At 62.7% G+C, this 23,175-nt stretch carries 22 protein-coding genes; 5 read left to right on the top strand and 17 right to left on the bottom strand.

Annotated elements, in window-relative coordinates; all coding sequences use genetic code 11:
* Positions 1-3 precede the first annotated feature (3 nt).
* From ribB to glyA, 5 genes are all read right to left on the bottom strand, one after another.
* Complete coding sequence (gene ribB / locus ACDC66_RS09255) at positions 4-1,119, bottom strand: 3,4-dihydroxy-2-butanone-4-phosphate synthase (RefSeq protein WP_376696422.1); 1,116 nt, start codon at positions 1,117-1,119, stop codon at positions 4-6.
* Positions 1,116-1,712, bottom strand: coding sequence for a riboflavin synthase (locus tag ACDC66_RS09250; protein ID WP_376696421.1), 597 nt, complete (start codon positions 1,710-1,712; stop codon positions 1,116-1,118). Before ACDC66_RS09250 ends, ribB begins: the two co-directional genes overlap by 4 nt.
* A gap of 7 nt (positions 1,713-1,719) precedes the next feature.
* Positions 1,720-2,799, bottom strand: coding sequence for a bifunctional diaminohydroxyphosphoribosylaminopyrimidine deaminase/5-amino-6-(5-phosphoribosylamino)uracil reductase RibD (gene ribD / locus ACDC66_RS09245; protein ID WP_376696420.1), 1,080 nt, complete (start codon positions 2,797-2,799; stop codon positions 1,720-1,722).
* A 221-nt stretch (positions 2,800-3,020) separates the two neighbouring features.
* Complete coding sequence (nrdR, locus tag ACDC66_RS09240; protein ID WP_376696419.1) at positions 3,021-3,527, bottom strand: transcriptional regulator NrdR; 507 nt, start codon at positions 3,525-3,527, stop codon at positions 3,021-3,023.
* 103 nt (positions 3,528-3,630) lie between these two features.
* Positions 3,631-4,890: a serine hydroxymethyltransferase gene (glyA, locus tag ACDC66_RS09235; RefSeq protein ID WP_376696418.1), complete on the bottom strand. Its 1,260-nt coding sequence runs from the start codon at positions 4,888-4,890 to the stop codon at positions 3,631-3,633.
* A 168-nt stretch (positions 4,891-5,058) separates the two neighbouring features.
* Between glyA and ACDC66_RS09230 the strand changes: the two genes are divergently transcribed.
* A complete protein-coding gene (locus tag ACDC66_RS09230) occupies positions 5,059-5,793 on the top strand; it encodes an OmpW/AlkL family protein (RefSeq protein WP_376696417.1) in 735 nt (244 codons plus the stop codon).
* A 74-nt stretch (positions 5,794-5,867) separates the two neighbouring features.
* Here ACDC66_RS09230 and ACDC66_RS09225 read toward each other — a convergent pair whose 3' ends face one another.
* The 7 genes from ACDC66_RS09225 to ACDC66_RS09195 form a co-directional block, all read right to left on the bottom strand.
* Complete coding sequence (locus ACDC66_RS09225) at positions 5,868-7,676, bottom strand: EAL domain-containing protein (RefSeq protein ID WP_376696584.1); 1,809 nt, start codon at positions 7,674-7,676, stop codon at positions 5,868-5,870.
* A 5-nt stretch (positions 7,677-7,681) separates the two neighbouring features.
* A complete protein-coding gene (locus ACDC66_RS09220) occupies positions 7,682-9,289 on the bottom strand; it encodes a 2Fe-2S iron-sulfur cluster-binding protein (RefSeq protein ID WP_376696416.1) in 1,608 nt (535 codons plus the stop codon).
* A complete protein-coding gene (locus ACDC66_RS09215) occupies positions 9,268-9,687 on the bottom strand; it encodes a roadblock/LC7 domain-containing protein (protein ID WP_376696415.1) in 420 nt (139 codons plus the stop codon). The genes ACDC66_RS09220 and ACDC66_RS09215 overlap by 22 nt, the downstream gene beginning before the upstream one ends.
* A gap of 72 nt (positions 9,688-9,759) precedes the next feature.
* The gene (locus tag ACDC66_RS09210; protein WP_376696414.1) at positions 9,760-10,167 is read right to left on the bottom strand and encodes a hypothetical protein; all 408 of its coding nucleotides are present in this window, start codon (positions 10,165-10,167) and stop codon (positions 9,760-9,762) included.
* A gap of 37 nt (positions 10,168-10,204) precedes the next feature.
* Positions 10,205-11,572 (bottom strand): phosphatase domain-containing putative toxin, encoded by a 1,368-nt coding sequence (locus ACDC66_RS09205; protein WP_376696413.1) that lies wholly within the window; start codon positions 11,570-11,572, stop codon positions 10,205-10,207.
* Entirely contained in the window at positions 11,569-12,129 is a 561-nt protein-coding gene (locus ACDC66_RS09200; RefSeq protein ID WP_376696412.1) for a GTP-binding protein, read from the bottom strand. Before ACDC66_RS09200 ends, ACDC66_RS09205 begins: the two co-directional genes overlap by 4 nt.
* A 2-nt stretch (positions 12,130-12,131) precedes the next feature.
* Positions 12,132-12,806, bottom strand: a complete 675-nt coding sequence (locus ACDC66_RS09195) for a hypothetical protein (RefSeq protein WP_376696411.1) — start codon at positions 12,804-12,806, stop codon at positions 12,132-12,134.
* Positions 12,807-13,120: 314 nt separating this feature from the next.
* On the opposite strand from ACDC66_RS09195, the gene ACDC66_RS09190 reads away from it, so the two are divergent.
* Positions 13,121-13,747, top strand: coding sequence for a response regulator transcription factor (locus ACDC66_RS09190; protein ID WP_376696410.1), 627 nt, complete (start codon positions 13,121-13,123; stop codon positions 13,745-13,747).
* Between the two features lie 7 nt (positions 13,748-13,754).
* Here ACDC66_RS09190 and ACDC66_RS09185 read toward each other — a convergent pair whose 3' ends face one another.
* Entirely contained in the window at positions 13,755-14,078 is a 324-nt protein-coding gene (locus tag ACDC66_RS09185; protein ID WP_376696409.1) for a DUF1622 domain-containing protein, read from the bottom strand.
* A gap of 8 nt (positions 14,079-14,086) precedes the next feature.
* Positions 14,087-15,226 (bottom strand): alkane 1-monooxygenase, encoded by a 1,140-nt coding sequence (locus ACDC66_RS09180; protein ID WP_376696408.1) that lies wholly within the window; start codon positions 15,224-15,226, stop codon positions 14,087-14,089.
* 130 nt (positions 15,227-15,356) lie between these two features.
* Here ACDC66_RS09180 and ACDC66_RS09175 point away from each other — a divergent pair, with 130 nt between their 5' ends.
* Positions 15,357-16,715 carry a phosphohexomutase domain-containing protein gene (locus tag ACDC66_RS09175; RefSeq protein WP_376696407.1) on the top strand — a complete coding sequence of 453 codons (1,359 nt, stop codon included), beginning with the start codon at positions 15,357-15,359 and terminating at the stop codon, positions 16,713-16,715.
* A 16-nt stretch (positions 16,716-16,731) separates the two neighbouring features.
* On the opposite strand, the gene ACDC66_RS09170 is transcribed toward ACDC66_RS09175, so the two are convergent.
* Both ACDC66_RS09170 and ACDC66_RS09165 read right to left on the bottom strand, forming a co-directional pair.
* Positions 16,732-17,922, bottom strand: coding sequence for a GGDEF domain-containing protein (locus ACDC66_RS09170; RefSeq protein ID WP_376696406.1), 1,191 nt, complete (start codon positions 17,920-17,922; stop codon positions 16,732-16,734).
* Positions 17,923-17,964: 42 nt separating this feature from the next.
* Positions 17,965-19,800 (bottom strand): DUF885 domain-containing protein, encoded by a 1,836-nt coding sequence (locus ACDC66_RS09165; protein ID WP_376696405.1) that lies wholly within the window; start codon positions 19,798-19,800, stop codon positions 17,965-17,967.
* 83 nt (positions 19,801-19,883) lie between these two features.
* On the opposite strand from ACDC66_RS09165, the gene trhA reads away from it, so the two are divergent.
* Positions 19,884-20,552, top strand: coding sequence for a PAQR family membrane homeostasis protein TrhA (gene trhA / locus ACDC66_RS09160; protein ID WP_376696404.1), 669 nt, complete (start codon positions 19,884-19,886; stop codon positions 20,550-20,552).
* Here trhA and ACDC66_RS09155 read toward each other — a convergent pair.
* The gene (locus ACDC66_RS09155; RefSeq protein WP_376696403.1) at positions 20,521-22,449 is read right to left on the bottom strand and encodes a putative bifunctional diguanylate cyclase/phosphodiesterase; all 1,929 of its coding nucleotides are present in this window, start codon (positions 22,447-22,449) and stop codon (positions 20,521-20,523) included. The two genes, trhA and ACDC66_RS09155, sit on opposite strands and share 32 nt — an antisense overlap.
* 143 nt (positions 22,450-22,592) lie before the next feature.
* Between ACDC66_RS09155 and ACDC66_RS09150 the strand changes: the two genes are divergently transcribed.
* Entirely contained in the window at positions 22,593-23,135 is a 543-nt protein-coding gene (locus ACDC66_RS09150) for a lipid-binding SYLF domain-containing protein (protein ID WP_376696402.1), read from the top strand.
* The last annotated feature ends 40 nt before the right edge of the window (positions 23,136-23,175 follow it).

Raw genomic sequence — 23,175 nt, 5'->3', positions numbered from 1 at the left:
GCTTCAGCCCTCTCTTTCCGGAACGACATAGTTCGTGATCTCGAGGCCGAAACCATCGAGCGCGTGCAGTCGCTTCGGCGCACCGAAGACCTGCATGCGGCGAATGCCCAGCTCGGCGATGATCTGCGCGGCAATGCCGTAGCTGCGCAACTCGTTGGCTGCCTGGCCGCGATCACCGCCGTCCGGCCCGGTACCGCCTTCCTGCAGCCCGGCCAGCCGGTCCGCATCGTCCTCATCATAGCCCAGCACCAGGGCCATGCCCTGCCCGCGGCGCGCGATGTCGGACAGCACGGCGTCGAGCGGCATGCCGAATCCAGGCTCGGTAATACCCATCACATCGCCCAGCAGTTCCGGGACGTGCACGCGTACCGGGAAGGACTCGGCAGGATCGATCTCACCGCGAATCAGGGCCCAGTGCAGGCGCTGGGTAATGCGGTCGCGAAAGACCCTGAGCTGGAACTCGCCATACGCGGTGCCCACCATTTGCGTGTGCACGCACTCGACATTCTGTTCGGTGCTCATGCGGTAGCGGATCAGGTCGGCGACCGTCCCCATCTTCAGATCATGCGTCTTGACGAAGGCCTCCAGTTCGGGCCGTCGCGCCATGGTGCCGTCCTCGTTGAGAATCTCGACCAGCACCCCGGCCGGCTCAAGGCCGGCCAGCAGTGACAGATCCATGCTGGCCTCGGTGTGCCCGGCCCGGGCCAGCACGCCGCCGGGCTGGGCCATGAGCGGAAAGACGTGGCCCGGCTGGGTGAGGCTGTCCAGATTCGCATCGGGCGCCACGGCGGCGCGGATGGTGTGGGCGCGATCATAGGCCGAAATTCCCGTGGTCACGCCGGTAGCCGCCTCGATTGAAACCGTGAAATTGGTCTGGTGATGGCGGTCGGTGTCGCGCACCATCAACTGCAGCCCGAGCTGCCGACAACGCTCGCGGGTGAGCGACAGGCAGATCAGGCCCCGGCCGTAGCGAGCCATGAAGTTGACATCTTCGGGCCGCACCAGCGGGGCGGCCATGATCAGGTCGCCCTCGTTCTCGCGGTCTTCGTCATCGAGCATGACGACCATCCGGCCCTGGCGGATGTCGTCGAGGATGGATTCGATCGAATCAAAGCTCATGCTTGAACTCCTGTGAGCCGCTCAAGATAGCGCGCCAGAAGGTCGACCTCCAGGTTGACGCAATCGCCGGGAGCCAACCGGCCCAGTGTGGTTACGGCCAGGGTGTGGGGGATCAGGTTGATTTCAAACTCACGCGAGGCAACGGTGTTGACGGTCAGGCTCACACCGTCGAGCGTGACCGATCCTTTCTCGGCAATGAAGCGCGAGAGCGACTGCGGCACGCGAAACCGGAAAACACGGCTCTCGCCGGCGGGACGTATGGAAACCACTTCGGCCTGGCCGTCGACATGGCCGCTGACCAGGTGCCCGCCGAGCCGGTCGCCGACGGCCAGCGCGGGTTCGAGGTTGACCGGGCTGCCGGCTTCCAGGCCACCCAGGCTGGTGCGCTCCAGGGTTTCGGCAGACAGATCGGCCGAAAAGCCCCGATCGTCAATCTCGAGGGCAGTCAGGCAGCATCCTGCCACGGCCACGCTGTCGCCGGCCTGCCAGCCGGCTGGCTCCAGCTCGGGGCAATCGATGCGCATGCGGCAGCCCGCCTCGGCGGGCGTGATCCGGCTGACCGTTCCCACGGCCTGGACGATTCCGGTAAACATGGCTTTGTTATCGAGACGCGAAATGGTAGAGAAAACGCCAGTCAGAACCGATACGGCGCTGATCGACCAACTCTAGTTGGAGGCGGTCATCGAACTTTTCCATCCCCGGCAGTGCGAGCAACGGCCGACCCTGCCCGATCAGGCAGGGCGCCTGGTAGACCAGCAGTTCGTCGACCAGGCCCGACTGCACCAGGGCACCGGACAGCGTCGGACCGGCCTCGACATGCACGACATTGATCTGGCGCTCGGCCAGCCGCGCCATCAGCACGGGCAAGCTGACTCGACCCGTCAGGTCGGGTGGCAAGCGCCACCAGGTCACCCCCTCGACCGGAGGCGGTTCGACGCAGGTGGCCGCGATTACCGGCCCCGGCAAGTTCGTCAGGCGAAGGCCGTCCGGCAGGCGCGCCTCGGAATCCACAACCACCCGCAACAGCTGACGATCGAAGCCGCTCAATCGCACATTCAGCCGCGGATCGTCGGCCAGGACGGTACCGATGCCGGTGAGGATACAGGAGGCCTGTGCGCGCCAGTGCTGAACGTCGGCGCGGGCGGACTTGCCGGTAATCCACTGCGAGCGCCCATCCGCGCCGGCCGTGAACCCGTCCATGCTGGCGGCCAGCTTGACGCGAACCCAGGGCCTGCCTCGCTCGTGGCGACTGACGAAGCCGCGATTGAGTTCGCGCGCGACCGACTCCATCAGCCCGGTGCGCACCGTGACTCCGGCGCGTGCGAGCAGATCATGCCCACTGCCGGCCACGCGCGCATCCGGATCAGGCATGGCCGAAACCACGGAAGCAATCCCCGCCTCGACAAGGCTCCGGGCGCATGGCGGTGTCCGCCCGTGATGGCTGCAGGGCTCGAGCGTGACGTAGGCGGTGGCACCACGCGCCCGGACGCCGGCCTGCTGCAACGCCAGTGTTTCGGCATGCGGTTCGCCGGCGGCCCGATGCCAGCCCCGCCCGACGATCTCGCCACCGTTGACGATCAGGCAGCCGACCGCCGGATTCGGGTCGGTCGTCAGCCGACCCTTCTCGGCCAGCCTGAGCGCCTCGGCCATGTAGCGATGATCGTCAGCGGTGAAGGTCATGGAGCTAAAGGTTCAGGGTTCAGGCCGGCAACTGCGCAGCGGCGCAGGGCGGCTTCGCCGCGAAAATGCTTTGCCATTCCGACGAAAAATTACTATGGACGGGCTTTGCGCATGCTCGGGCAATGATTCAAGGACACGGATGGCAACAACCTCGCGCGGCAACGCCGCCCCGCGTTGCTTCGACACGCCGCCTGAAACCTGAACCCTGAACCCTGAACCCTTCATTTATCTTCTTCGCCGAGCAGCGAAATCTGGCGGCGGTCGATGACGCCGGGGTTTTCGCGCTCGAGTCTTTCGATTTCCTCGCGGAAGGCCTGTACATCCTCGAAGCGACGGTAGACCGAGGCGAAGCGCACGTACGCGACCTGATCGAGCTGAGAGAGTTCTGCGGCAACCCAGTCGCCCAGCTGCTGGCTCGAGATCTCCGATTCCTCGAGGGTGCGAACCTCGCGCACGAGCTTGCGCATTGCGCGTTCGACCAGCTGCGTTTCCACCGGCCGCTTCTCCAGCGCCTTGAGCATGCCGCGCCTGAGCTTGTCCTCGTCGAACGCCTCGCGTGAGCCGTCCGCCTTGATGACATTGGGCGCCTTGAGCGCCGGTGTCTCCATGGTGTTGAAGCGCGCCCCGCAGTCGGCGCATTCGCGCCGACGCCGAATCTGGAACCCATCGGAAGCCAAACGCGAGTCGACGACGCGCGTTTCAGTGTGATTACAGAACGGGCACCACATGGGCTATGTGTTCGGGGCTCCGGGTTCGGTGTTCCGGGCGGCGAAAACGCCCGGCAAGGCCCTCGGCTGCCGCCTGAAACCTGAACCCTGAACCCTGAAGCCTTTATTGAACATAAACCGGATGCTTGCGACACAACGCCAGGGCGGCCTCCTTGACGCGGGCCTCGACGGATTCGTCGCCCAAATTGTCGAGGATGTCGCACATCAGGCCGGCCAGTTCGCGGCAGTCGTCTTCGGTAAAGCCGCGCGTCGTGCACGCCGGCGTGCCGATGCGAAGGCCTGAGGTCACGAAGGGCGAGCGCGGCTCGCCCGGCACGGTGTTCTTGTTGACCGTGATGTTGGCGCGGCCGAGCGCGGCTTCGGCGTCCTTGCCGGTAATATCCTTGTCGATGAGGTCGATCAGAAACAGGTGATTGTCCGATCCGCCGGATACGACCTTGTAGCCGCGATCCATGACGACGTCCGCCATGGCGCGGGCATTGTCGACAACCCGCTGCTGGTAATCGCGGAAATCGGGTTCGAGGGCTTCCTTGAAGGCCACGGCCTTGGCCGCGATAACGTGCATCAGCGGCCCGCCCTGGCAACCCGGAAAGACCAGTGACTGGAATTTCTTGACGATAGCCTCATCGTCACCGGCAGCAAGGATGATGCCGCCGCGCGGCCCGCGCAGGGTCTTGTGCGTGGTCGAGGTCACGACATGGGCATGCGGTACCGGATTGGGATAGACACCGGCGGCGATCAGCCCGGCGACATGCGCCATGTCGACCATGAACCAGGCGCCCACTTCATCGGCGATCTCGCGCATGCGGGCCCAGTCGACCACGCGGGAATAAGCCGAGAAACCGCCGATCAGCATTTTCGGCCTGTGCTCGCGGGCCAGTTCGGCCATTTTCTCGTAATCGATTTCGCCCGTTTCACGGTTCAGCCCGTAGTGGACGGCATTGAAGAGCCGCCCCGAGAAGTTCACCTTGGCACCGTGGGTCAGGTGCCCGCCCTCGGACAGGTCCATGCCCAGGATCGTGTCGCCGGGCTTGAGCAGCGCCATGTAGACCGCCTGGTTGGCCTGTGAACCCGAATGCGGCTGGACGTTGGCATAGCCGGCGCCGAAGAGCTGCTTGACGCGCTCGATGGCGAGATTTTCCGCGATGTCGACGAACTCGCAACCGCCGTAATAGCGCTTGCCCGGGTAGCCCTCGGCATACTTGTTGGTCAACACCGAGCCTTGCGCCTCCATCACCCGCGGGCTCGCGTAGTTTTCAGAGGCGATCAGTTCGATGTGATCCTCCTGGCGCTGCTCTTCCGAGCGCATCGCGGAGGCCAGCTCGTCATCGAATCCTGCAATGGTGAAAGACTTGTCGAACATGGGTCGGAAATTCCAGCTTTGGCAGCGCGCCAATGGTATCACCAAGTCGTCGACACCCGCCCTTCGCAGGGATTCCGGGAAAGTTGATGTCAGTCAAATCCACGCCGCCTCGCTGAACATAGACTGCGCCACGTCAACAGACCCCTGACCGCCCATGGAGGCATGCAAATGAACCACAAGAAACTGCTGCTCACGGCCGCCCTGGCCCTCTTCTCCGTCAACGCACTGGCCCAGTCCCAGGGCGACTGGCTGCTCCGACTCGGCCTGGGCCATGTTGCCCCGGACGCCGACAGCGGAAACCTGGTCTTCGAGGGCATCGAACTCGATGATTACCGGATCGACGTCGACGAGAATACGCGCCCGATCATCAACGTCACCTACATGGCCTCCGACCATCTCGGCGTCGAACTGCTCGCCGCCTGGCCGTTCAATCACAGTGTCGAAGGCGACGGCGCCCTGGCCGGCCTGGGCAAGCTCGGCAGTACCAAGCACCTTCCGCCCACGCTGAGCCTGCAGTACCACTTCCGTCCTGACCAGACCTTCCGCCCCTATGCCGGCGTGGGACTGAACTACACCAAGTTCTTCGACGAAAAGACCACCGACTCCCTGCATCAGGGCATCATCGGCACGTCCAATACCGCCCTGGGCACCGACTATGCCGGTGGCAATACGGACATGACGATCGACGATTCCTTCGGCATCGCCCTGCAACTGGGTGCGGACGTGGCGCTCAACGACGCCTGGTTCGTCAACTTCGACCTGCGCTGGATCGATATCGAGGCCGACGCCGAACTGCGTACCACGACCGTGGATGGCGACGGCTTCGAAGTCGACCTCGACAGCCGCATCAAGGCCGATATCGATCCCTGGGTGTTTTCGACCGCCATCGGCCTGCGCTTCTGATTCGCGCCCGCCGGAATTTCTTCCATGCCGCGCCCTGCGCGGCATGGAGCTTTTGACCACACCACCCCATCGAATCAAGCGGACTCGTTGTCACGACCATCCAGACGGCGCAGCAACCGCTCGATCGGCTCGGCTCGATGAAAACGAAAGCCCTGGGCAAAGTCGACACCCATCCTCTTGAGCGCCCGACTCACGGACTCGCTCTCGACATATTCGGCCACGATTTCGATCCCACGGGCCTTGGCCGAGGCGATCATCCCCTCGACATCTGTCTTGAGCGCTCCTGCCTCGAGTATCCGCCGAATATAGCTGCCGTCGATCTTGACGATATCGATCGGCCACTGAATGAGGCTCTGATAGTTCGAGTATCCACTGCCGAAGTCGTCGAGTGCGATGCGACAGCCCATGCCCCGCAACTGCTGAACGTTGCGCAGAGCCACTTGCCGGTCACGAATGCGAGAGCTCTCGGTAATCTCGAAGCATAGCTTTTGGGGATCGGCTCCGTGGACTCGGATGAGTCTTTGAATCTCGGCGAAAACGGAATCACTCGACAGGGTGATGCCGGACAGGTTGATCGAGCATTGCTCCAGCGCTGCCGGGCGGGCGCAGTGGCGGGCCAGCGCCCCGAGCACTCGGCCGATCATATGCAAATCCAGCGCAACTGCCAGGCCAAGCTTCTCGGCTGCCGGGAAAACCCGCCCCGGCTCGATCAGCTCATCCCTCCTGTCACGGAGTCGACACAGGACCTCGAAATACAATTTTGGCGACTCATCGCCATCGTGTAGTCGGCTCAGCGGGACGAGTCGCTGGGCATGCACGTCGATGCGTCCGGCCCGCAACGCGTGTCGAATCTCGTGCCCCAACGCGTAGATCTGCGTGTCATCTTCAGCGGCCACAACGACACGATCGTGACCGCGCGCCCGGGCCAAATAGCCGGCATTGGCGGCCCGCGCCAGCAGGTAATCGAGCGTCATGCCGGCATCCGCTCGCGCCACGCCAATGCTGAGCGTCGTGTAAAAGGGGTTGATGTCGGTACCAAGATTGAGGCTGCAAAAAGCCTCCCTCAAGGTCTCGGCAAACTCGCTCGCATTTTCATGGCTCGTATCGGCCAGGTGGACCAGGAACTCCGTTGCGGTGAAATGCCTTGCCACCATCCCCCGACCCGCCGGGCTCCACTCTTCGACTCGATCGCGCAGCCAGTGAGCGGCCAGAACGATGGCATGATCGGCGACAGCCTTGCATTCGAAGGCGAGCGCGGAGAAGTGATCGATGTCGATGTTCAGCAAGGTATGCCCGTCGCCTCGACAGGCCTGACGATTGTTGCGATCGAGCCTGACTACCGCCTCGTGGAGCCCCCGCCAGTTGAGAAGGCCCGTGGCCTCGTCGTGCAGGGCCTGGTGACGAATCCGCTCCTGCAACGCGTGTTCATCCGAGCAATCGACGATCATGCCGACGAAGCCTGCGAGTTCGCCCGATGCGGAGTGAACTTCATTGACGGTCAGGGAGATGGGAATCTCCCGCCCGTCGGATGCAACAGCCGCGAATCGCAGGAAATCACCGTCCGGGGACCGCAGTTCGCGTGGAAAGTGTCGGGTTTGGCGAACGATCGGTGAGGCCCGAACCCGCCCGGCGGCGCGACGGCTGATGTAGTCGGACAGGTACCCCGCATGTCGCTCTCTGAGCGCTTTGGGCAACAGCACCTCGATCGAGTGCCCGATCAGCTCCCCGGCCATGTAGCCGAAAATGCGCGATACGCCGGCGTTGGCATACTGGATGCGGCCATCCAGGTCCACGTGCACGAACGCGACAGAATCGATTTGCGTCAAGGCCTGCCAGCTGCGTTGGGGAACGCTGCTGACCAGTCCGAAGTCGCCCATTCGCATGGCCGTCACGCGGACAATCCCCGCGTCCCGTCATTCGAGGAGGGCCGGCTGCAATCACCGCAGTAAAGGCTCCCCTCGCGCAGGTGGAAACTGACCGACTCGCCCCGCTTTATGATTCGCTCGCAACCGTCGCAGTGACCGCCGTCCTCCAGCACAGCCTCTTCGAGGCCGTCCAGGAGAACATCGTTTTCCCCGATGCGACGCGGCCAGGGTGCCTGTTTGACGATATCGCGGCGGAAGAAAGCTTCCAGTGCGTGCCAGCGCCCGATCCAGGGTTCGGTCAACCCGTGATCACGCATGCACTGCTCCATCAATTCCAGCCGATAATCGAACAGCCAGTCCGGAATTACCATCCAGTGATGGGCGTTGCGTGGCCGTTGGCCCATGTAGTCCCGCGTTCCGAGCATCAGGCTGCGCAGGAACGAATACTGTTTCTCGCGCAGTCGCTGGCGGGTCACGCCGTGGAAATACGGGCCCAGATGCTCATCCTCGAAGGCGATATCGTAGAAGTCGCGTAATACTTCGCGCAGCAGCTCACCGTTGCCCAGCCTGCTCCATAGCTCGGGGTCCGGAGGTGGTACCCGCCTTTCACCACCACTCGAAGCGGTGGGGATGGCTTCATGGCCAAAAAGGAAAGGATCACCGCGCACTTCCGCTGACTCGCAGCGCTCCCGGCAGAGGCTGGCAACCGCGTCGACCATATCCGGCCTGCCGGCAACCAGAACACGCCCTTCAAATGCAGCTGTCAGCTGCTCCGCCAGCAGGTCTGTGACGCGCCCGTGAAAACACTCCGGCCAATCCGGTTCGGCGGTGCAGCAAGGCAGGTAGGTGAGGCGGGGATGCGCAGACTCGAGCACGCGCAGCCAGGTGTCTGCGTACAGATCCGGGCGTCCACGTACGCCGTGAAGCAGCCAGATGCGGCCAGCATGCGCTTCGGCCAGCGCCTCGCGCAATATCGCCGCCAGTGGTGCCAGGCCTGTTCCCGTCCCCACCAGCAGAAGGTCGCGACCCGCCTTGGGCTCGGGGTTGATCAGATCGCCGGACGGCGGCAACAAGTCGATCCCGTCACCTACTGCCACTTCATCGACCAGCCAGCGGCTGACCCGGCCACCCTCGACTCGTCGTACATGGAGTTCCAGATAACCGTCCCGTTGCGGCAAACTGGCCACGGAGTAGCAGCGCGTGGCGCCCTCGGGATGCAACACCCGGACATGCTGGCCGGGCTTCGGGTCGATACCGGGGTGCGAACGCAGGCGCAGGCAACGAATATCGGGGGCGAGCATTTTTGCCTCCATCACCTGACAGCCCGTCGCCAATTTCGATACGGAAGGTTGCTCGACCTCCAGCGGTCCGGTCGGCCGGCACTTGCACGGCAGGAAGAACCCCCGCTCGATCAATTCTGGACCAAGTCCTCGGCCGGCCGCTTCCGGCGGCCGCCCACTGGTTGCCCGCATCAAACAGGTATGGCAGGTCCCGGCCCGACAGGAATAGCGTACCGGTAGGCCCTGGCGCAGCAGAGCGGACAACAGAGTTTCACCGTCGCGAACGTCGACCAGTTGCTGCTGATAACGGACCTGCATGTCGTCGCCCGCTACTCCACTGTCGTCAGGCATCCCTGGAGCTCAGCTGCGGCCCGCCGCGCTTCCAGAAACACCTTGCCCATGAGCGCCCCGGGCTCGGCCGAAACGGCGAGCACGGTGCCGGCACCAGCCTGGACCAGCAACACGGCACCCTCCGTACCCTCGATCAGTAACTGCCGCAGCCGCCCGCGCTGGATCTCGTCGATTTCGCGTTCGGCCAGGGCCAGGAGCGAAGCGGACATGGCGGCGAAGCGGTCGGCGTCGACACCATCCTGCAACACCGAGGCGATCACCATGCCGTCGCTGGTGATCGCGGCGGCGGCATTGACGCTACCATCCGTCGAGCCCATGAGCCCGCGCAGGATGGAGCGAACACGCGTACCGCGGGGATGATCGACCCCGGCCGGCTGGTTGGCGGTTCCCTGATTCAAGATTCAAGCTCCCCATGTGGATGGGCTCCGCCCCGGAAGTCCGGGCCGGATCTCCCTTCCGTTGTTGATACCTCAGGCTGACGCTTCAACGGTAGCCATGGCCTGACGCGCCTTTGTAACCACCATGCCGAGATTGGCTGAACGGCGGCAAACGAAACAGGCCACCTGGTCCGGTGACTGCTTGGCTCGCATGAAAAAATGAATCAGGTTGTCGCTGTTGACGATCATCTCCTGGAAATAGTGCGAACCGTCGTCCTCGACGCCCCGAGCCTTCTTGAAGATGCGCTCGATAGCGACGACATTGGGCCCCTGGAACATTTCCGCGGTCGCGGCCGCCAGCATGTCCATCACTTCATCCGGGTGCGAATCGACGGTCTTGATGCCGATCAGCATTCCCGACTCGAGATCCACATAGCCTGCGGCCAGGCACTCCGGGATGCTCTGAACGGCCTGCTGCAGGGCTGAATCGAAATCGGACATGGGTACTCCTCCTTAGTTGGTTGGTTTGGTTGTTGAACTACACGGAATCACGCTCGCCCGGACTGCGGTCGTCAGACGACCGGCCGGACGCTTGCATGAAGCTTTCGAATCGTTCGAGGAACTCGACCTGCTCGCGCGACTGAATCCAGCGGCGCTCGATGCGGCGCAGGCTGTCGATGGCATCGACCGCGGACGCCCCCCGCCAGATGCGCCAGGCGGCCAGCGCCGTACCTGTACGACCGTGCCCGGCATGGCAGTGGATGGCGACCACTTCCCCCTGCTGTAACCATCGCCAGATCTGGCGACAGAAAGTCACCGCCTGGGTAATGGTGGGCGCGGTCATGTCGTCGACGGGCACGTGAACAGCCTCCATCCCGCGATGGGCCAGGTCGGCGTCGCAGTCGAGCGGATCCTCCAGGAGCGTCAGCAGTCGAGTGACGCCGACGCGGGCGAGCGCATCGAGATCCTGCGCAACCTCACTGACCACGCCGGGCCTGGGCGTACCCGCAAGCCGCCCCGGCTCGAGCCACACGAATCCACGCGGACCGGCCCAGGCGCTCATTGCACGCCGGGCCTGCTCGGGCAGCGGCGGTGGCGGCGGTGTCTCGTCATCGAGCACTTCGGACGCAATGTCGGGGCTGGGACTGGAGCAGGTGCCCAGGCGGATGAACTCACGGCCGGCATCGCTGGACGGCCCGGCGAAAAAGCTCGTCGCTGGCGCCTGTTCTCCGATGCGCCCGCTGACCAGCAGCACGACTCGATCGGCATGCGATCGCGCCTGGCCCTGGTGGTGGGTGGCCATCAGCACGGGCCGACGCTCGGCAAGGCGCCGCAGGAGGGCAAGAACCCGATCCGCGCCAGCCTCATCCAGCCCCACGGCCGGCTCATCCACGCACAGAAGCGGGGGGTCGCCCAGGCTTTGCCGAAGGATGGCGATCAGGCGCTGATCAGTCAGCGTGCGATCGACCACGGGCTGATCGAGGCACGCCATCAGCTCGCTGCATCCCAGGCGCTCGAGCGAGCGTGTGAGCGCTTGACGCTGCTCGGGCAGGGTCAGGCTTGAGCGGTCGGATAGCCCGCTGACCAGATTCTCCTGAACGGTCGAGACAAGCAGGCGGGCATCCTGGACCACCAGGCTGGGCCAGCCGGACTCGCCCGGCATCAAACCCTGATAGCGCATCTCGCCCCAGGTTTTGAAGTTGGCGTTCTGCCGGGCCACACCGCAGATCGTGCGCAGCAGGGTCGACTTGCCCACCCCGGTCGGCCCCATCAGGGCGACCAGACCGTTACGGGAAATCTCGAGGTCGATCTCGGCCAGCACCACGCGCTCGCCGAAGCCGGCGCCGAACCCTTGGAGCCAAAGCACCGGAGAAACCCGATCCTTCGAATGCAGATCCAGCATCATGCCGGTTGCCGCCGGTGTATCGCGGGGGTGAGCTCAGCGGCCAGCGCCAACAGGGCCACCTTGACATCACCACGCTCGCGTGCGTCGACCTCGAATACCGGCAAACGCCGTCCGAGACGCTCGAGTTCATCGCGGTAGGCCGCCAGGCCCGGCTGGGAGGAAATGTCGCAACGGGTGACACCTACTACTGCAGCCGCACCCCGGCGCTCGAGCAGTCCGTCGAAGGCCTCGAGGTAGAAGGCCATGTCCGCAAGCGGATCGGGGCTTGCGTTGTCGACCAGAACGACCACGCCGATGGCGCCCTGCGAGAGGATTTCCCACATGAAACCGAAGCGCGCCTGTCCCGGCGTGCCAACCAGTTGAATGGTGAGCTTGGGGTCGATCTGCAAGGTACCGTAATCCATGGCCACGGTCGTACTCTGCTTGCGTTCGACGACTTCGTCGCTGGCACGCGCATCCGTATGAATCACCGGTGAATCGCTGACTGCGGCTATCGCCGTTGTCTTGCCAGCACCGACCGGTCCGGCAAAAAGAATCTTGTGCAGCTGGCTTCCCATGGCTACAACCCCGAAATGCGCTCGAACAGCCGCGACCAGAAGCTGCCGGCTGGAGCCGTTTCGTCGGACTGGGGCGGGCCGTCACCTGCAGCCGCTTTGGGTTGCGAACTGATCAACCGGACATAGCCGGCCGCTGTCACCGCGCTGTAGAAACGCAATGCATCGGCTTCCGGAATTCGCATCATTCGATAAGCGAACGACAGACTGGTCGGCCGCCGCGAGAGCAGTGAAGACAGGGGCAGAACATGGCGGGTGTGGGGCAGGCGGGTGAAGTTGGGCCAACAGCGAAGCTGGATGACATCGAATGGATGACAGTCTTCCAGCAATGCGTTCTCCGGGCCGTACCAGGCCGACTGATACAGAAGCTCATCAACCGGTCGAGCCGGCCAGTCAGAATTAAACGACCGTGCGCTTGAAATCTTCAGCGAAGACTCGGGCATCGAGAAGAACTCGGACGGCGAATCGATCTCGGCGAAGAACTGACCGGCATCGGCATCGAGCCAGATGTGTCCTTGATCTCGGATCTCGAGGCAGGTCACACCGGGCTGTTCAAGCGCCTTTCGAAGACTGCCGAGCAGGCAGTCACCGGCCGCGTAGCGGGTCACGTTGCTCGGCATTCCGCGACCTGCCTGTTCCAGATCGCATCGCCCGGCATCGTTTCTGCTCGAATCACGCATAGGCAATCCCCCGATTCGACCCCTAGACAATTCAGATTCCGCTGCAGGTAGGCGATTGCATCAATACGCCAGAGAACTCCACCCTGCCCACCGGATCCAATTGCAGCCCGGATGTTTGCGTGACAGGCGTTTGGATGCACCCACGGGTTTCCTGCTTCCTTTCGTCAAACATGCGATTCAGACACCTTTTACGATCCGGACGCCCATCATCGATGCCTTCACGAAAGTCCGTCTATCGGGGATTCCCTGATTTTCATCAAGGAAATAAGCGTGCCATGATCTGCATTCTTTCTAATTAAACCAGCAATCGGTACATGCACGATTCCGCCATTCAGGTATCAATCCTCATCAACAGCGAGATCTTTGCGCGCGGGCTACAACAGGCACTCACTGAAATAGGACGCAAGGACGTACGCGTTCAACTTCAGACGGTGGAGCAAGCCATCGAATCAATCGCCCGGGGCTGCATCAACATCCTGGTCCTGGATGTCGAACTGGCGCCGCAAATCGTGCCTACCCTGTCGCAGGGATGCCACAAACCCAAGCTGATCATGGTGTCGGAGCGGCGGCATGCCGGCGCCACGCTGCCATTCAAACGAAATGATGCCTGTGGCTTCTTCCCGGCCCGGGCACCGGAATCACGCCTGAAGTACTACTTGAGCTTGATGGTCGATTGCGAAAGGCGCGGCCTGGGCGCTGATGCCTGCCAGGACTGTCCGGTCCCCAAGAGCCTCAAACCGAGGAACCTGTTGCTGAGCCGGCGCGAGTCCGAGATTTTCAAGCTCCTCGGGCTGCTGCATAGCAACCAGGAAATCGCCGAACGGCTCAGCGTGAGCACCAAGACGGTTGAAACCCACTGCGCCAACATCAAGCGCAAGCTGAATCTCGAAAACAGCCGCGAGCTCCTGCAGTCGGCAATCGAATGGGTCGAGGGTCGGTAGCGGCCCGCTAATCAGCGTGGTTTCGCATTTCGAGATGCAGCGTGTAAACCAGGAAACTGCGAATGAGGACGATCATTCCGAGCATCAGCACGCTTTCCAGGGTGTAGTCGACAGCCACCGTCTTGATAATGTCGGCGGCGACCAGGAACTCCAGTCCGAGGATAAGCCCGCGCACACTCTGGCGGCGATAGGCCACGTAGTTCTCATGCATCGAGCGGCCGAACAGGTGGCGCAGCCACATCAGCGTGGCCACCAGGAAACCGGTCACGATGACGAGGATGCCGATTCCTTCCAGCAGATAAATCAGGAGCTGGACAGCCTCGCGAAACATCGCGAGACTCAACGGTTCACCCGCGCGAGATCGCCGTCCACATGCGGCAGGGCCAGAAGCCGGGGATTCATCACCCGGAACCACAACGGCGGCACGTAGGCAAGCAGGAACATTCCGAAGTAACCGGTCGGCAATTCCGGTAGATCATCGAAGTGGCGCAGGGACTGATAGCGCCGGTTCGGATGAGCGTGATGGTCGGAATGCCGCTCGAGGTGGAACAGCAGCAGGTTGGAAAAGACGTGGTTGCTGTTCCACGAGTGATGTGGCCGGCAACGTTCGTAATCGCCCTCGGCCATCCTGCGCCGAAGCAGGCCGTAATGCTCGACGTAGTTGGCGCTGGTCAGTTGGAACCAGGCGACGATATTGTGGATCATCAGAAAGGCCAGCGTCGGCCATCCAAACAGCATGACCAGCATGCCCTGCAGCAGAAGGGACATCAGCCAGGACTGGAGGATCGTGTTGCGCGGACTCCATGCGCCCCGGCCCCGTCGGGCAAGGCGGCGGCGCTCGATGAGCCAGGCCCGCCTGAGCCCGCCGGGCATCTCACGCAATGCAAATCGATAGATCGACTCATTCATCCGTGCACTGGCACAGTCTTCGGGCGTGGCCACGTGCTTGTGGTGGCCGAAATTGTGCTCAACGGTGAAATGTCCGTAGACGGGAACGGCCAGGGCCAGCCGGCTCAGCCATTGCTCGATACGCGTTTGCTTGTGCCCCATCTCATGCGCCGTGTTGACCGCGAGCCCCGAAGCCAGACCGGCCACGACGGCCAGGGTCAGCCATCCCCCCGGACTCAAGCCCTGGGTTGCGGCCCAGGCGGCGGCCACGATCAGCGAGATCGCGTGCAGGGGCACAGCCAGCCAGGTCAGCACCCGGTAGTAGCGATCGCTCTCCAGTTCGGGCACGGTCTGCTCGGGCGGGTTGCTGCGATCTTCGCCGCAGAGGCTGTCGAGCAACGGCACCAGGCCGTAGCTGAACAGGATCGGAACGGCCAGCATCCATTCGCTGCCGCTGAGCTCGTACAGGACGACGGCAAATACGGGGGACAATGGATACACGGCCGACAGCAGCCAGAGGGCGCGCTTGCGGTCGACATAGGATTGCGATTGCCCTTCGGCATCGATGAAGCGGAAAGACCGGGTCAGCATGGGCCCGCCTCCTTCGCAGCCAGACTGGCTTTCATTCTATGCAACGGCGCTTCGGGAATCCACTCGGATGCCACACCGGACTGCCTTGGGTTACGATTAAGGCCATCGCTCATCACGGCAGTAATCAAGCATGCAGACTCTCGAGAATTCGCCGTTCAAGGCGTATGACATCCGCGGGCGTGTGCCCGACCAGCTAGACGAGGAGCGCGCTTTCCTGATCGGCCAGGCCTACGCCCGGGTGGTGCAGCCGGCCGGCCCGGTGGCCATCGGATTCGACATGCGCCTGTCCAGCCAGTCCCTGGCCGCCGCACTGGCCCGGGGGCTCAACCGGGCCGGCGTGGACACGCGCGATATCGGCCTTTGCGGCACCGAGGTGGTCTACCACGCCGCATCGATGGACGGCATGGGCGGCGGCATCATGATCACCGCCAGCCATAATCCGGCCGATTACAATGGCATGAAAATGGTTCGCGAGCAGGCCATCCCGATCAGCGCCGACACCGGCCTGAAAGACATGGAAGCGCTGCTGGCTGCCGGCCTCGAGCCGCTCACGGTCGACCAGCCGGGCGAGCACCGGCGAATGTCGGTATTCGATGACTACCTCAAGCGCATCAGGTCGTTCATCGACCCCCACAACTTGAACCCTTCAAAGGTCGTGGTCAACGCGGGAAACGGCTGCGCCGGGCCGGCTTTCGACGCGCTCGCCCAAGGCCTGCCGCTGGAGGTTGTTCGTCTCCATCATGAGCCTGACGGCCATTTGCCCAACGGCGTGCCGAACCCGCTGCTTCCGAACAATCGCGAGGAAACGGCCCGGGCCGTCGTCGACGCCGGTGCCGATCTGGGCATCGCCTGGGACGGTGACTTCGACCGCTGCTTCTTTTTCGACCATCGGGGGCGCTTCATCGAGGGCTACTACCTGGTCGGCCTGTTTGCCCGACAGCTGCTCGAGAAATCGCCGGGCGAGAAGATCGTTCTCGATCCGCGGCTGACCTGGAATACGCTGGCCGAAGTCGCCGACGCCGGCGGCACCGCCCTTGTCAACAAGAGCGGCCATGCCTTCATCAAGGAGCGCATGCGCTCGGAAGACGCGCTCTACGGCGGCGAAATGTCCGCGCATCACTATTTCCGCGATTTCAGCTACTGCGACTCGGGCATGATCCCCTGGTTGCTTCTGCTCGAACGCATCGCCATTACCGGAAAGTCACTGGCCGAACTGGTCGACGAGCGGATTCGCGCCTTCCCCTGCAGCGGCGAAATCAACTTCACCGTCGACGACCCTCAAGCGGCCATGGACCGGGTGATGAAGCACTTCGAACCCGAAGAGCCGGCCATCGACCGCACCGACGGCATCAGTCTTTCGTTCGCCGCCTGGCGCTTCAATCTGCGAGCATCCAACACCGAACCGGTCATTCGGCTGAATGTGGAAACGCGCGCTGATGAATCACTGCTGACCCAAAAGACCGAACTCCTGCGCGGCCTGATCCGCTGATCCAACCCGGCTTTGCTCAAGCACCCGCCGGGTGAGGCTGGCCAGCGATCTCGACGCGGTTACGACCGGCATTCTTGGCGCGGTAGAGTGCCTGGTCGGCACGCCGGAGCATGCGTTCCCAATCATCGCGAAGCGGGTCGTAACTGACCACACCAACGCTGGTGGATACGCTGATCTCACGGCCTCGAAATTCAAACGGGTGCTTTACCAACGACAACCTCAGTCGTTCACCGACCTGGCTGGCGCGCCGAGAGCCGGCCCCGGGCAGCAGAATGAGAAACTCCTCGCCGCCCACCCTGAACGCGATATCACCTTCACGGATCACGCCTTGAAGGCGAGCGGCCGCTTCGGCCAGCACACGGTCTCCGGCAGCGTGACCATGCTCGTCGTTGACCTGCTTGAAATTGTCGAGATCGAGCACGATCAGCGACAATTCATGCTCGCCGCGCTGGGCCCGCGACAGCTCCCGGCCGGCGTATTCGTCGAGCGAATACCGATTGAGCAGCCCGGTCAGCGCATCGTGGCGCGCGAGGAAACGCAGGTGGACTTCCTTGCGGCGAAACAGCATCAGGGCCAGTGACACGTTCAGCGCCATGTAGAAAAGCATCGACGAGAGAAACACCGGAACCAGGACCGACATCATCGCCGTGTCGTCTTCTCCCCCGTTTCCCAAAGCGATGTAGATGGAGCGCGCCGCGAGCAGCACCACATTGACGACAATCACCACGGCGACAGCACGACGATAGGGCCGAAGCGACTCGTCCGCGGCGCGCCACAAGAGCGTCGCGGCCACGAACGAAAGGACGAGGTAAATGACGGTCAGCACGCTGATGCGAAATACCGTGTCATTGAACATGACGGGCCAGAACAAGCCGGCGATGAACACGAAGGCGACGCAGGCGGTCACGGGGATGATCCACATCCTGTAACCCAGGTGCTGCTGGATCCCGAGCAGCAGCAGACCGTAGCCTGTCATGATCGCCGTATTGCCCAGCGCGATTGCCACCCCGGGATCGACCCAATCGGGTTCGGACAGGGCGATATTGCCGATCAAATGGCCAATGCTCATCATGACGCCGGCCAGGGCCCATCGAAAGATGGCCGGTTCGCGGTTTCCGGCCAGGTAGACACCCGCCATCGTCACGGCCAGGAACAGGGCCGCCAGACCCGACACGACTGCCAGCGTGTAGGCGTCAAGACTCGGCATATTTTCCCCTCCCCTCCCCGGATTTTCCGAGGCTGCGTGCTGTCAGTTCGATCCGGTCATCAATTCTGCAATGGTATCGACCGGTGCCGAGCCGTAGCTCAGAAATTCGTTGTGAAAGGCCTTCAAGTCGAAGTCTTCGCCCTGCTCCACCTTGAGCCGCTCGCGCAATTCGTAGATCGCTGAATAGCCGGCATAATAGGAAGTCAGCTGGACCTGCGAAAGGGTCAGCCGCCGCCATTTCTGGGTTGCTTCGGATCTTTCCTGGAAGGCTTCTTCCTGCATCATCTCAACGGCCTCGTCCCTTTCCATGCCGCGCACGTGCACCGCGTAATCGAGGATGGCGTTGTGCGTGACGCGCAGCAGCCATTTGCCGTGCATCAGCCACAGCTCCGGCGCGTGGTCACCCCAGCCTTCCTCGAGCATCATGCGTTCGGCATAGACGGCCCAGCCTTCGACCATCGCGCCGTTGCCGAGCAGGCTCTTGACCAGGCTGGGCGACCTGTTGGAATGCAGCAACTGGGTGTAATGCCCGGGAATACCCTCGTGGATGTTCAGAATCTGGAGCATCCAGTCGTTGTATTCGCGCAGGTAGCTGGCTGCCTGCTCCTCACCAAAGGTTTCCAGCGGCGTGACGTTGTAATAGGTGTCGGCGTCCGGATTGAAAGGCCCCGGCGCGCTGACGGAGGCGATGGCGCCTGAGCCGCGCATGTACTCCGGCGTCTCGCGAACGATAAGCGGCTTGTCCGGGTCCTGGTCGAGCAGGTCGTTCTCGCGCACGAACTCGGCCAGCCGCGGCATCTGCTGTCGGATTTCGTCCACGAAATCCTCCACCGCCACGTGCTCTTGCGACAGCCGATCGATCATCTGCCCGATGCGTTTCAGGCGATCCTCGGGCATGGACTCCCCGGCAAAGTACTCCGGCCAGAGCTCCCGGGTATAGCCGTCCATCTCGTCGAGCAGGCGCTCCTTTTCCGCCCGGGCGCGGCGATACAACTCGGCCGCCGTGAAGTCGGCCTGGATGTCGTAGGCAAATTTCTCCTCGTAGAGTGTCACCCCAAGGCGGAACGGGCGCGCGTCTCCGGATTCCTCCAGGTCGGCCAGGCGCTGTTCGAGCCAGCCGACCCACTCGCCGATGGCGGTTTCGGCGCCGGCCAGCGCATCCGACAGCGAGGCGGACAACGCCGCGTCGAGTTCGGCGCCGTTGGCCGCTTCGCGAATATCTTCCAGAACGCTCAGCCCGCCCCGGTTCTGGCTGATGGCCAGCTCCGTATGCTCCAGCGTGGGTGTACCCAGGCTTTCACGCGCCGCCTGGTAGTAGGCCGGCACTTGCTCGAGGCGGTCGCGAATCAGGGCCAATCGTTCCGGCAAGGGGGCAAATTCGGTGTTGAGAAGAATGCTCAGGGGACCGGCGACGTTGTAGTTCGACGGCTGCCACTCCCACGATCTCAGCGTCCGCGTATAGAAGCGACCCGACTCGAGCCGGTTGAGCAACAGGTCGTAGTCAGTACGCTGGTCGACCGGCAGTTGTTCGCGGTCGAATTGACCGAGCCGTTCAAGCGCGTCAGCGATGAAAGCCAGTTCCTCGCGACGATGCGCCGCGTTCGGTATCGATACCTCGCCGGCATTCTCGTAACGGCCCTCGTAAATAGACCATTCGGGCGAGCGTTGAAGCATTTCCTCGATCAGCGAATCGACAAACGCCTCGAAGGCGGCCACATCTGCCTCGGCAGCCGCTGGTTCGGAGTCTGTCGTGGTTTGCCCGGCAGTTGCCTGGGCCGATTCATCGCCGGAGCCGGTTCGACCCGGCTCCGATTGATCGGCACAAGCGCACAGGCCAAGAAGAAGTGATAGCGCAAAAAAACGCTTGATGAAAGTCATGGCGCGAATTCCGGGTGTGTGCAACCCTCTGATCCTACCTTATTATGCGAGGGTGCCGCAGGGCTTGTCGGTTGCAGACCGGCATGCCGGGTTCTATAGTCAACCGCATGGATCACAACCCCGAACATCGCGAAGAGTTGCTCAATGCCCTGACGCATGGCCTGGGCGCGATTCTCAGTATTGGTGCGGGCGCTGTACTGATCACATTGGCCGTAATCCATGCGGGAGCCCGCGAGATCGTCAGCGTCTCGGTCTTCGTCGCCTCGCTGGTACTGCTCTACACGGCCTCGACTCTCTATCATGCCGCGCGTCATCCCGTCTGGAAAGCGCGCCTGAAGATTCTCGACCACTGCGCCATCTTTTTTCTGATTGCAGGTACTTACACGCCGTTCACCATCGCGGCGCTCAAGGGAAGCTGGGGCTGGTCCCTTTTTGGGGTCATCTGGGGCCTGGCCGTCATCGGCGTGATCTTCAAGGTGTTTTTCACCGGCCGATTCCGGAAGCTGTCGACGGCCACTTATGTCGGAATGGGGTGGCTGGTTATCGTCGCGCTCGTGCCGCTGAGCCAGGTCGTGACGCCCACGGCCATGCTCTGGCTGGTTCTTGGCGGTGTTCTCTATACCGCTGGCACGCTTTTCTACCATGTAGATCGAATTCCTTATGCTCATGCCATCTGGCATCTCTTCGTCCTGGCCGGCAGCATCTGTCATTTCGTCGCGGTCACTGCCCAGATGATTGCGCATCCGGCCTGAACCCGCCCAGCGCATCAACGACCCCCGGGACTTCACCGGGCGGCAGCGCGCGGCTGAAGAAGTAGCCCTGGAAACTATCGCACTCCAGCTGAGTGAGGATGTCGAGCTGCTCAATCTTCTCGACCCCTTCAGCCACGACCCTCAGATGCAGGCAGCGCGCCATACTGATGATGGCCGCCACCAGGTCGCGATCCGAGTCCCTGGCAGCCAGGTCGATGATGAATGAACGATCAATCTTGAGGGTGTCGAGATCGAATTCCTTGACGTAGGACAGGGATGAGTACCCTGTTCCGAAGTCGTCAAGCGAGATATGCACGCCCATGGCTCGTAAACGTCGCAGCACATCCTGACCGGCCTGAACCTGCTCCATCAGCATCGATTCGGTGATCTCCAGGTTCAACAATCCGGGCGGGAGACCGGTTTGCTCGAGCACCCGCTCGACGGTCTCCGCGAGACGGCCAGTCTGGAACTGTCTCGCCGACAGGTTGACCGATACAGGCAAACCTTCGATACCCTGGCGGTGCCATTCAGCGGCCTGCTCGCAGGCCTGTTCGAGCACCCAGTCACCCAGCGGGACGATCAGGCCACTTTCCTCGGTGGCACGAATGAATTCGGTCGGCATGACCAGCCGCCCGTCGGCAGAGCGCCAGCGCACCAGCGCTTCGGCACCACAGACATGGTATCGAGGGCTTGCACCGACGATGGGCTGGTAATGCAGCTCGAACTCCCGGGCGTCGAGCGCGTGGCGCAGGCGCGCGTCGAGCTGTAGCCTTTTGCTGGCCGACTGCACCATCGATTGATCGAAATGTTGCCAGGTATTTCTTCCACGTCGCTTGGCCTGGTACATCGCGGCATTGGCAAATTGAAGCAGCTCGGTCACCGACTGTGCATCATCGGGCGAGACGCAAATGCCGATACTGGCACTGACGTAAACTTCACTCCGATTGGCCAGCACGAAAGGCTCGGCGATGGCTTTCAGGGTTTTTCGGGCACAGGCCGTGGCGTCCTCGCGAGCATCCGTCCCTGTCAGATCAATGACGAACTCGTCGGCACCCAGGTGAGCAAGCCCTGCGCCTGCAGGCAAGCCGCCCCGCAGCCGGCGCGCGACCATGACGAGCAGATCGTCGCCGATCGGATGACCAAAGCTGTCGTTGACGTTCCTGAAATTGTCGAGATCGATGAACAGGACGGCAATGCGCTCCTCGCCTTTTCTGGCACCTGCGAGAAGCCGACGCAAATGATCCTGGAGCATCAACCGGTTGGGCAAACCGGTAAGCGTGTCGTAGTACGCCAGCTGTTCGAGCCGCCTCTGGGCCTGCTTGAGATCACTGATATCGGTAAAGATCCACGCGTACTGATCGTTTCCGCCACGATCGGCCCCGATATCGGTCACGGTGGCCAGAAAGGGACGCTCGGATCCGTCCGCGCTTCGATTCCAGATCTCGCCGTTCCAGTAGCCTTGCTGGGCCATGGAGCGTTCCAGTTCCGAGAAGAATCGCTTGTCGTGCCGGGATGAATGCAGGGTGGCCAGATCGCGACCGAGCAAGCGATCCTCGGAGACACCGGCCATGCGCTCGAAAGCCGGATTGGCCGAAACGATCCGCTTGCGCTGGTCGGTCAGCACGACGCCTTCGTGGGTGCGGTCGAAAACAACGGCAGACTGTCGGAGCTCCCGAATCAGGCCAGCCTGATCACCCAGGGCCCGCCAGCTCAGCCAGAACACGAGAATCGCACTGGCAAGCACGAACAGCCAGCCCTTGTAGGTCTGGAAAGCCGTGAGTACGGCAGTGTCGCCAGCCAGTTGTTCGACGGCCGAGTCGGAAAGAAAGATCCACAGCGCACCCGCAGCCGCGTAAATCAAGGCGACCTTGAGTGCGTAGCTACCAGTGAGCTTCATGGATTATCCTCCCTTCCAGCGAGGAAAGCGATGCGATATCGAGAGCGATTCCTGCCGGGGAACCAACTATACTACGAAAGCGTCGAACCCCTGAAATGTCGGTAATCGCCGGCCTTGCGAACAACCAGCCAATGGAGTTGCCCATGTCAGCCAATCTCAGAAATTGCGCATTTCTGCCGGGTCTGGCCCTGCTCATCGCACTGCTGAGCGCCTGCGCCTCGACGCCGTCCGACGATGTACTCGTCAACGAATCGCGTTCAGCCCTGGCCAGCTTTGTCGACAAGGATCCGGGCCTGCAGCGCTGGGTGGACCAGGCCCACGGTTACGCGGTCTTTCCCAACATCGGCAAGGGCGGCTTCTGGGTCGGCGGCGGCTTCGGCCGCGGCATCGTGTTCGAGCAGGGCAAACCGGTCGGTCGCGCCTCGGTCTCGCAAGCCACCATTGGTCCGCAGATCGGCGCCCAGTCCTACAGCCAGGTGATTTTCTTCCGCGACGAGGCCGCCCTGCGCCGTTTCCAGCGGGAAAGTTTCGAGTTTTCCGCCCAGGCCACCGCAGTCGCCGCAACCGAAGGCCGCGCGGCCACCACCAGCTACGAAAAAGGCGTTGCGGTGTTCAACTACGCTCGTGGAGGACTCATGGCCGAGGCCTCGGTAGGCGGTCAGAAGTTCCGTTACTGGTCCCTGTAAGCGAAGCGCTCCCGTCGATCTCGTGGGACGGCGCGGAGCG

Origin of the sequence: Wenzhouxiangella psychrophila (genome assembly GCF_042310375.1) — a bacterium.
GTDB lineage: Bacteria > Pseudomonadota > Gammaproteobacteria > Xanthomonadales > Wenzhouxiangellaceae > Wenzhouxiangella.
This window is presented reverse-complemented; position numbering and strand designations above follow the sequence as displayed.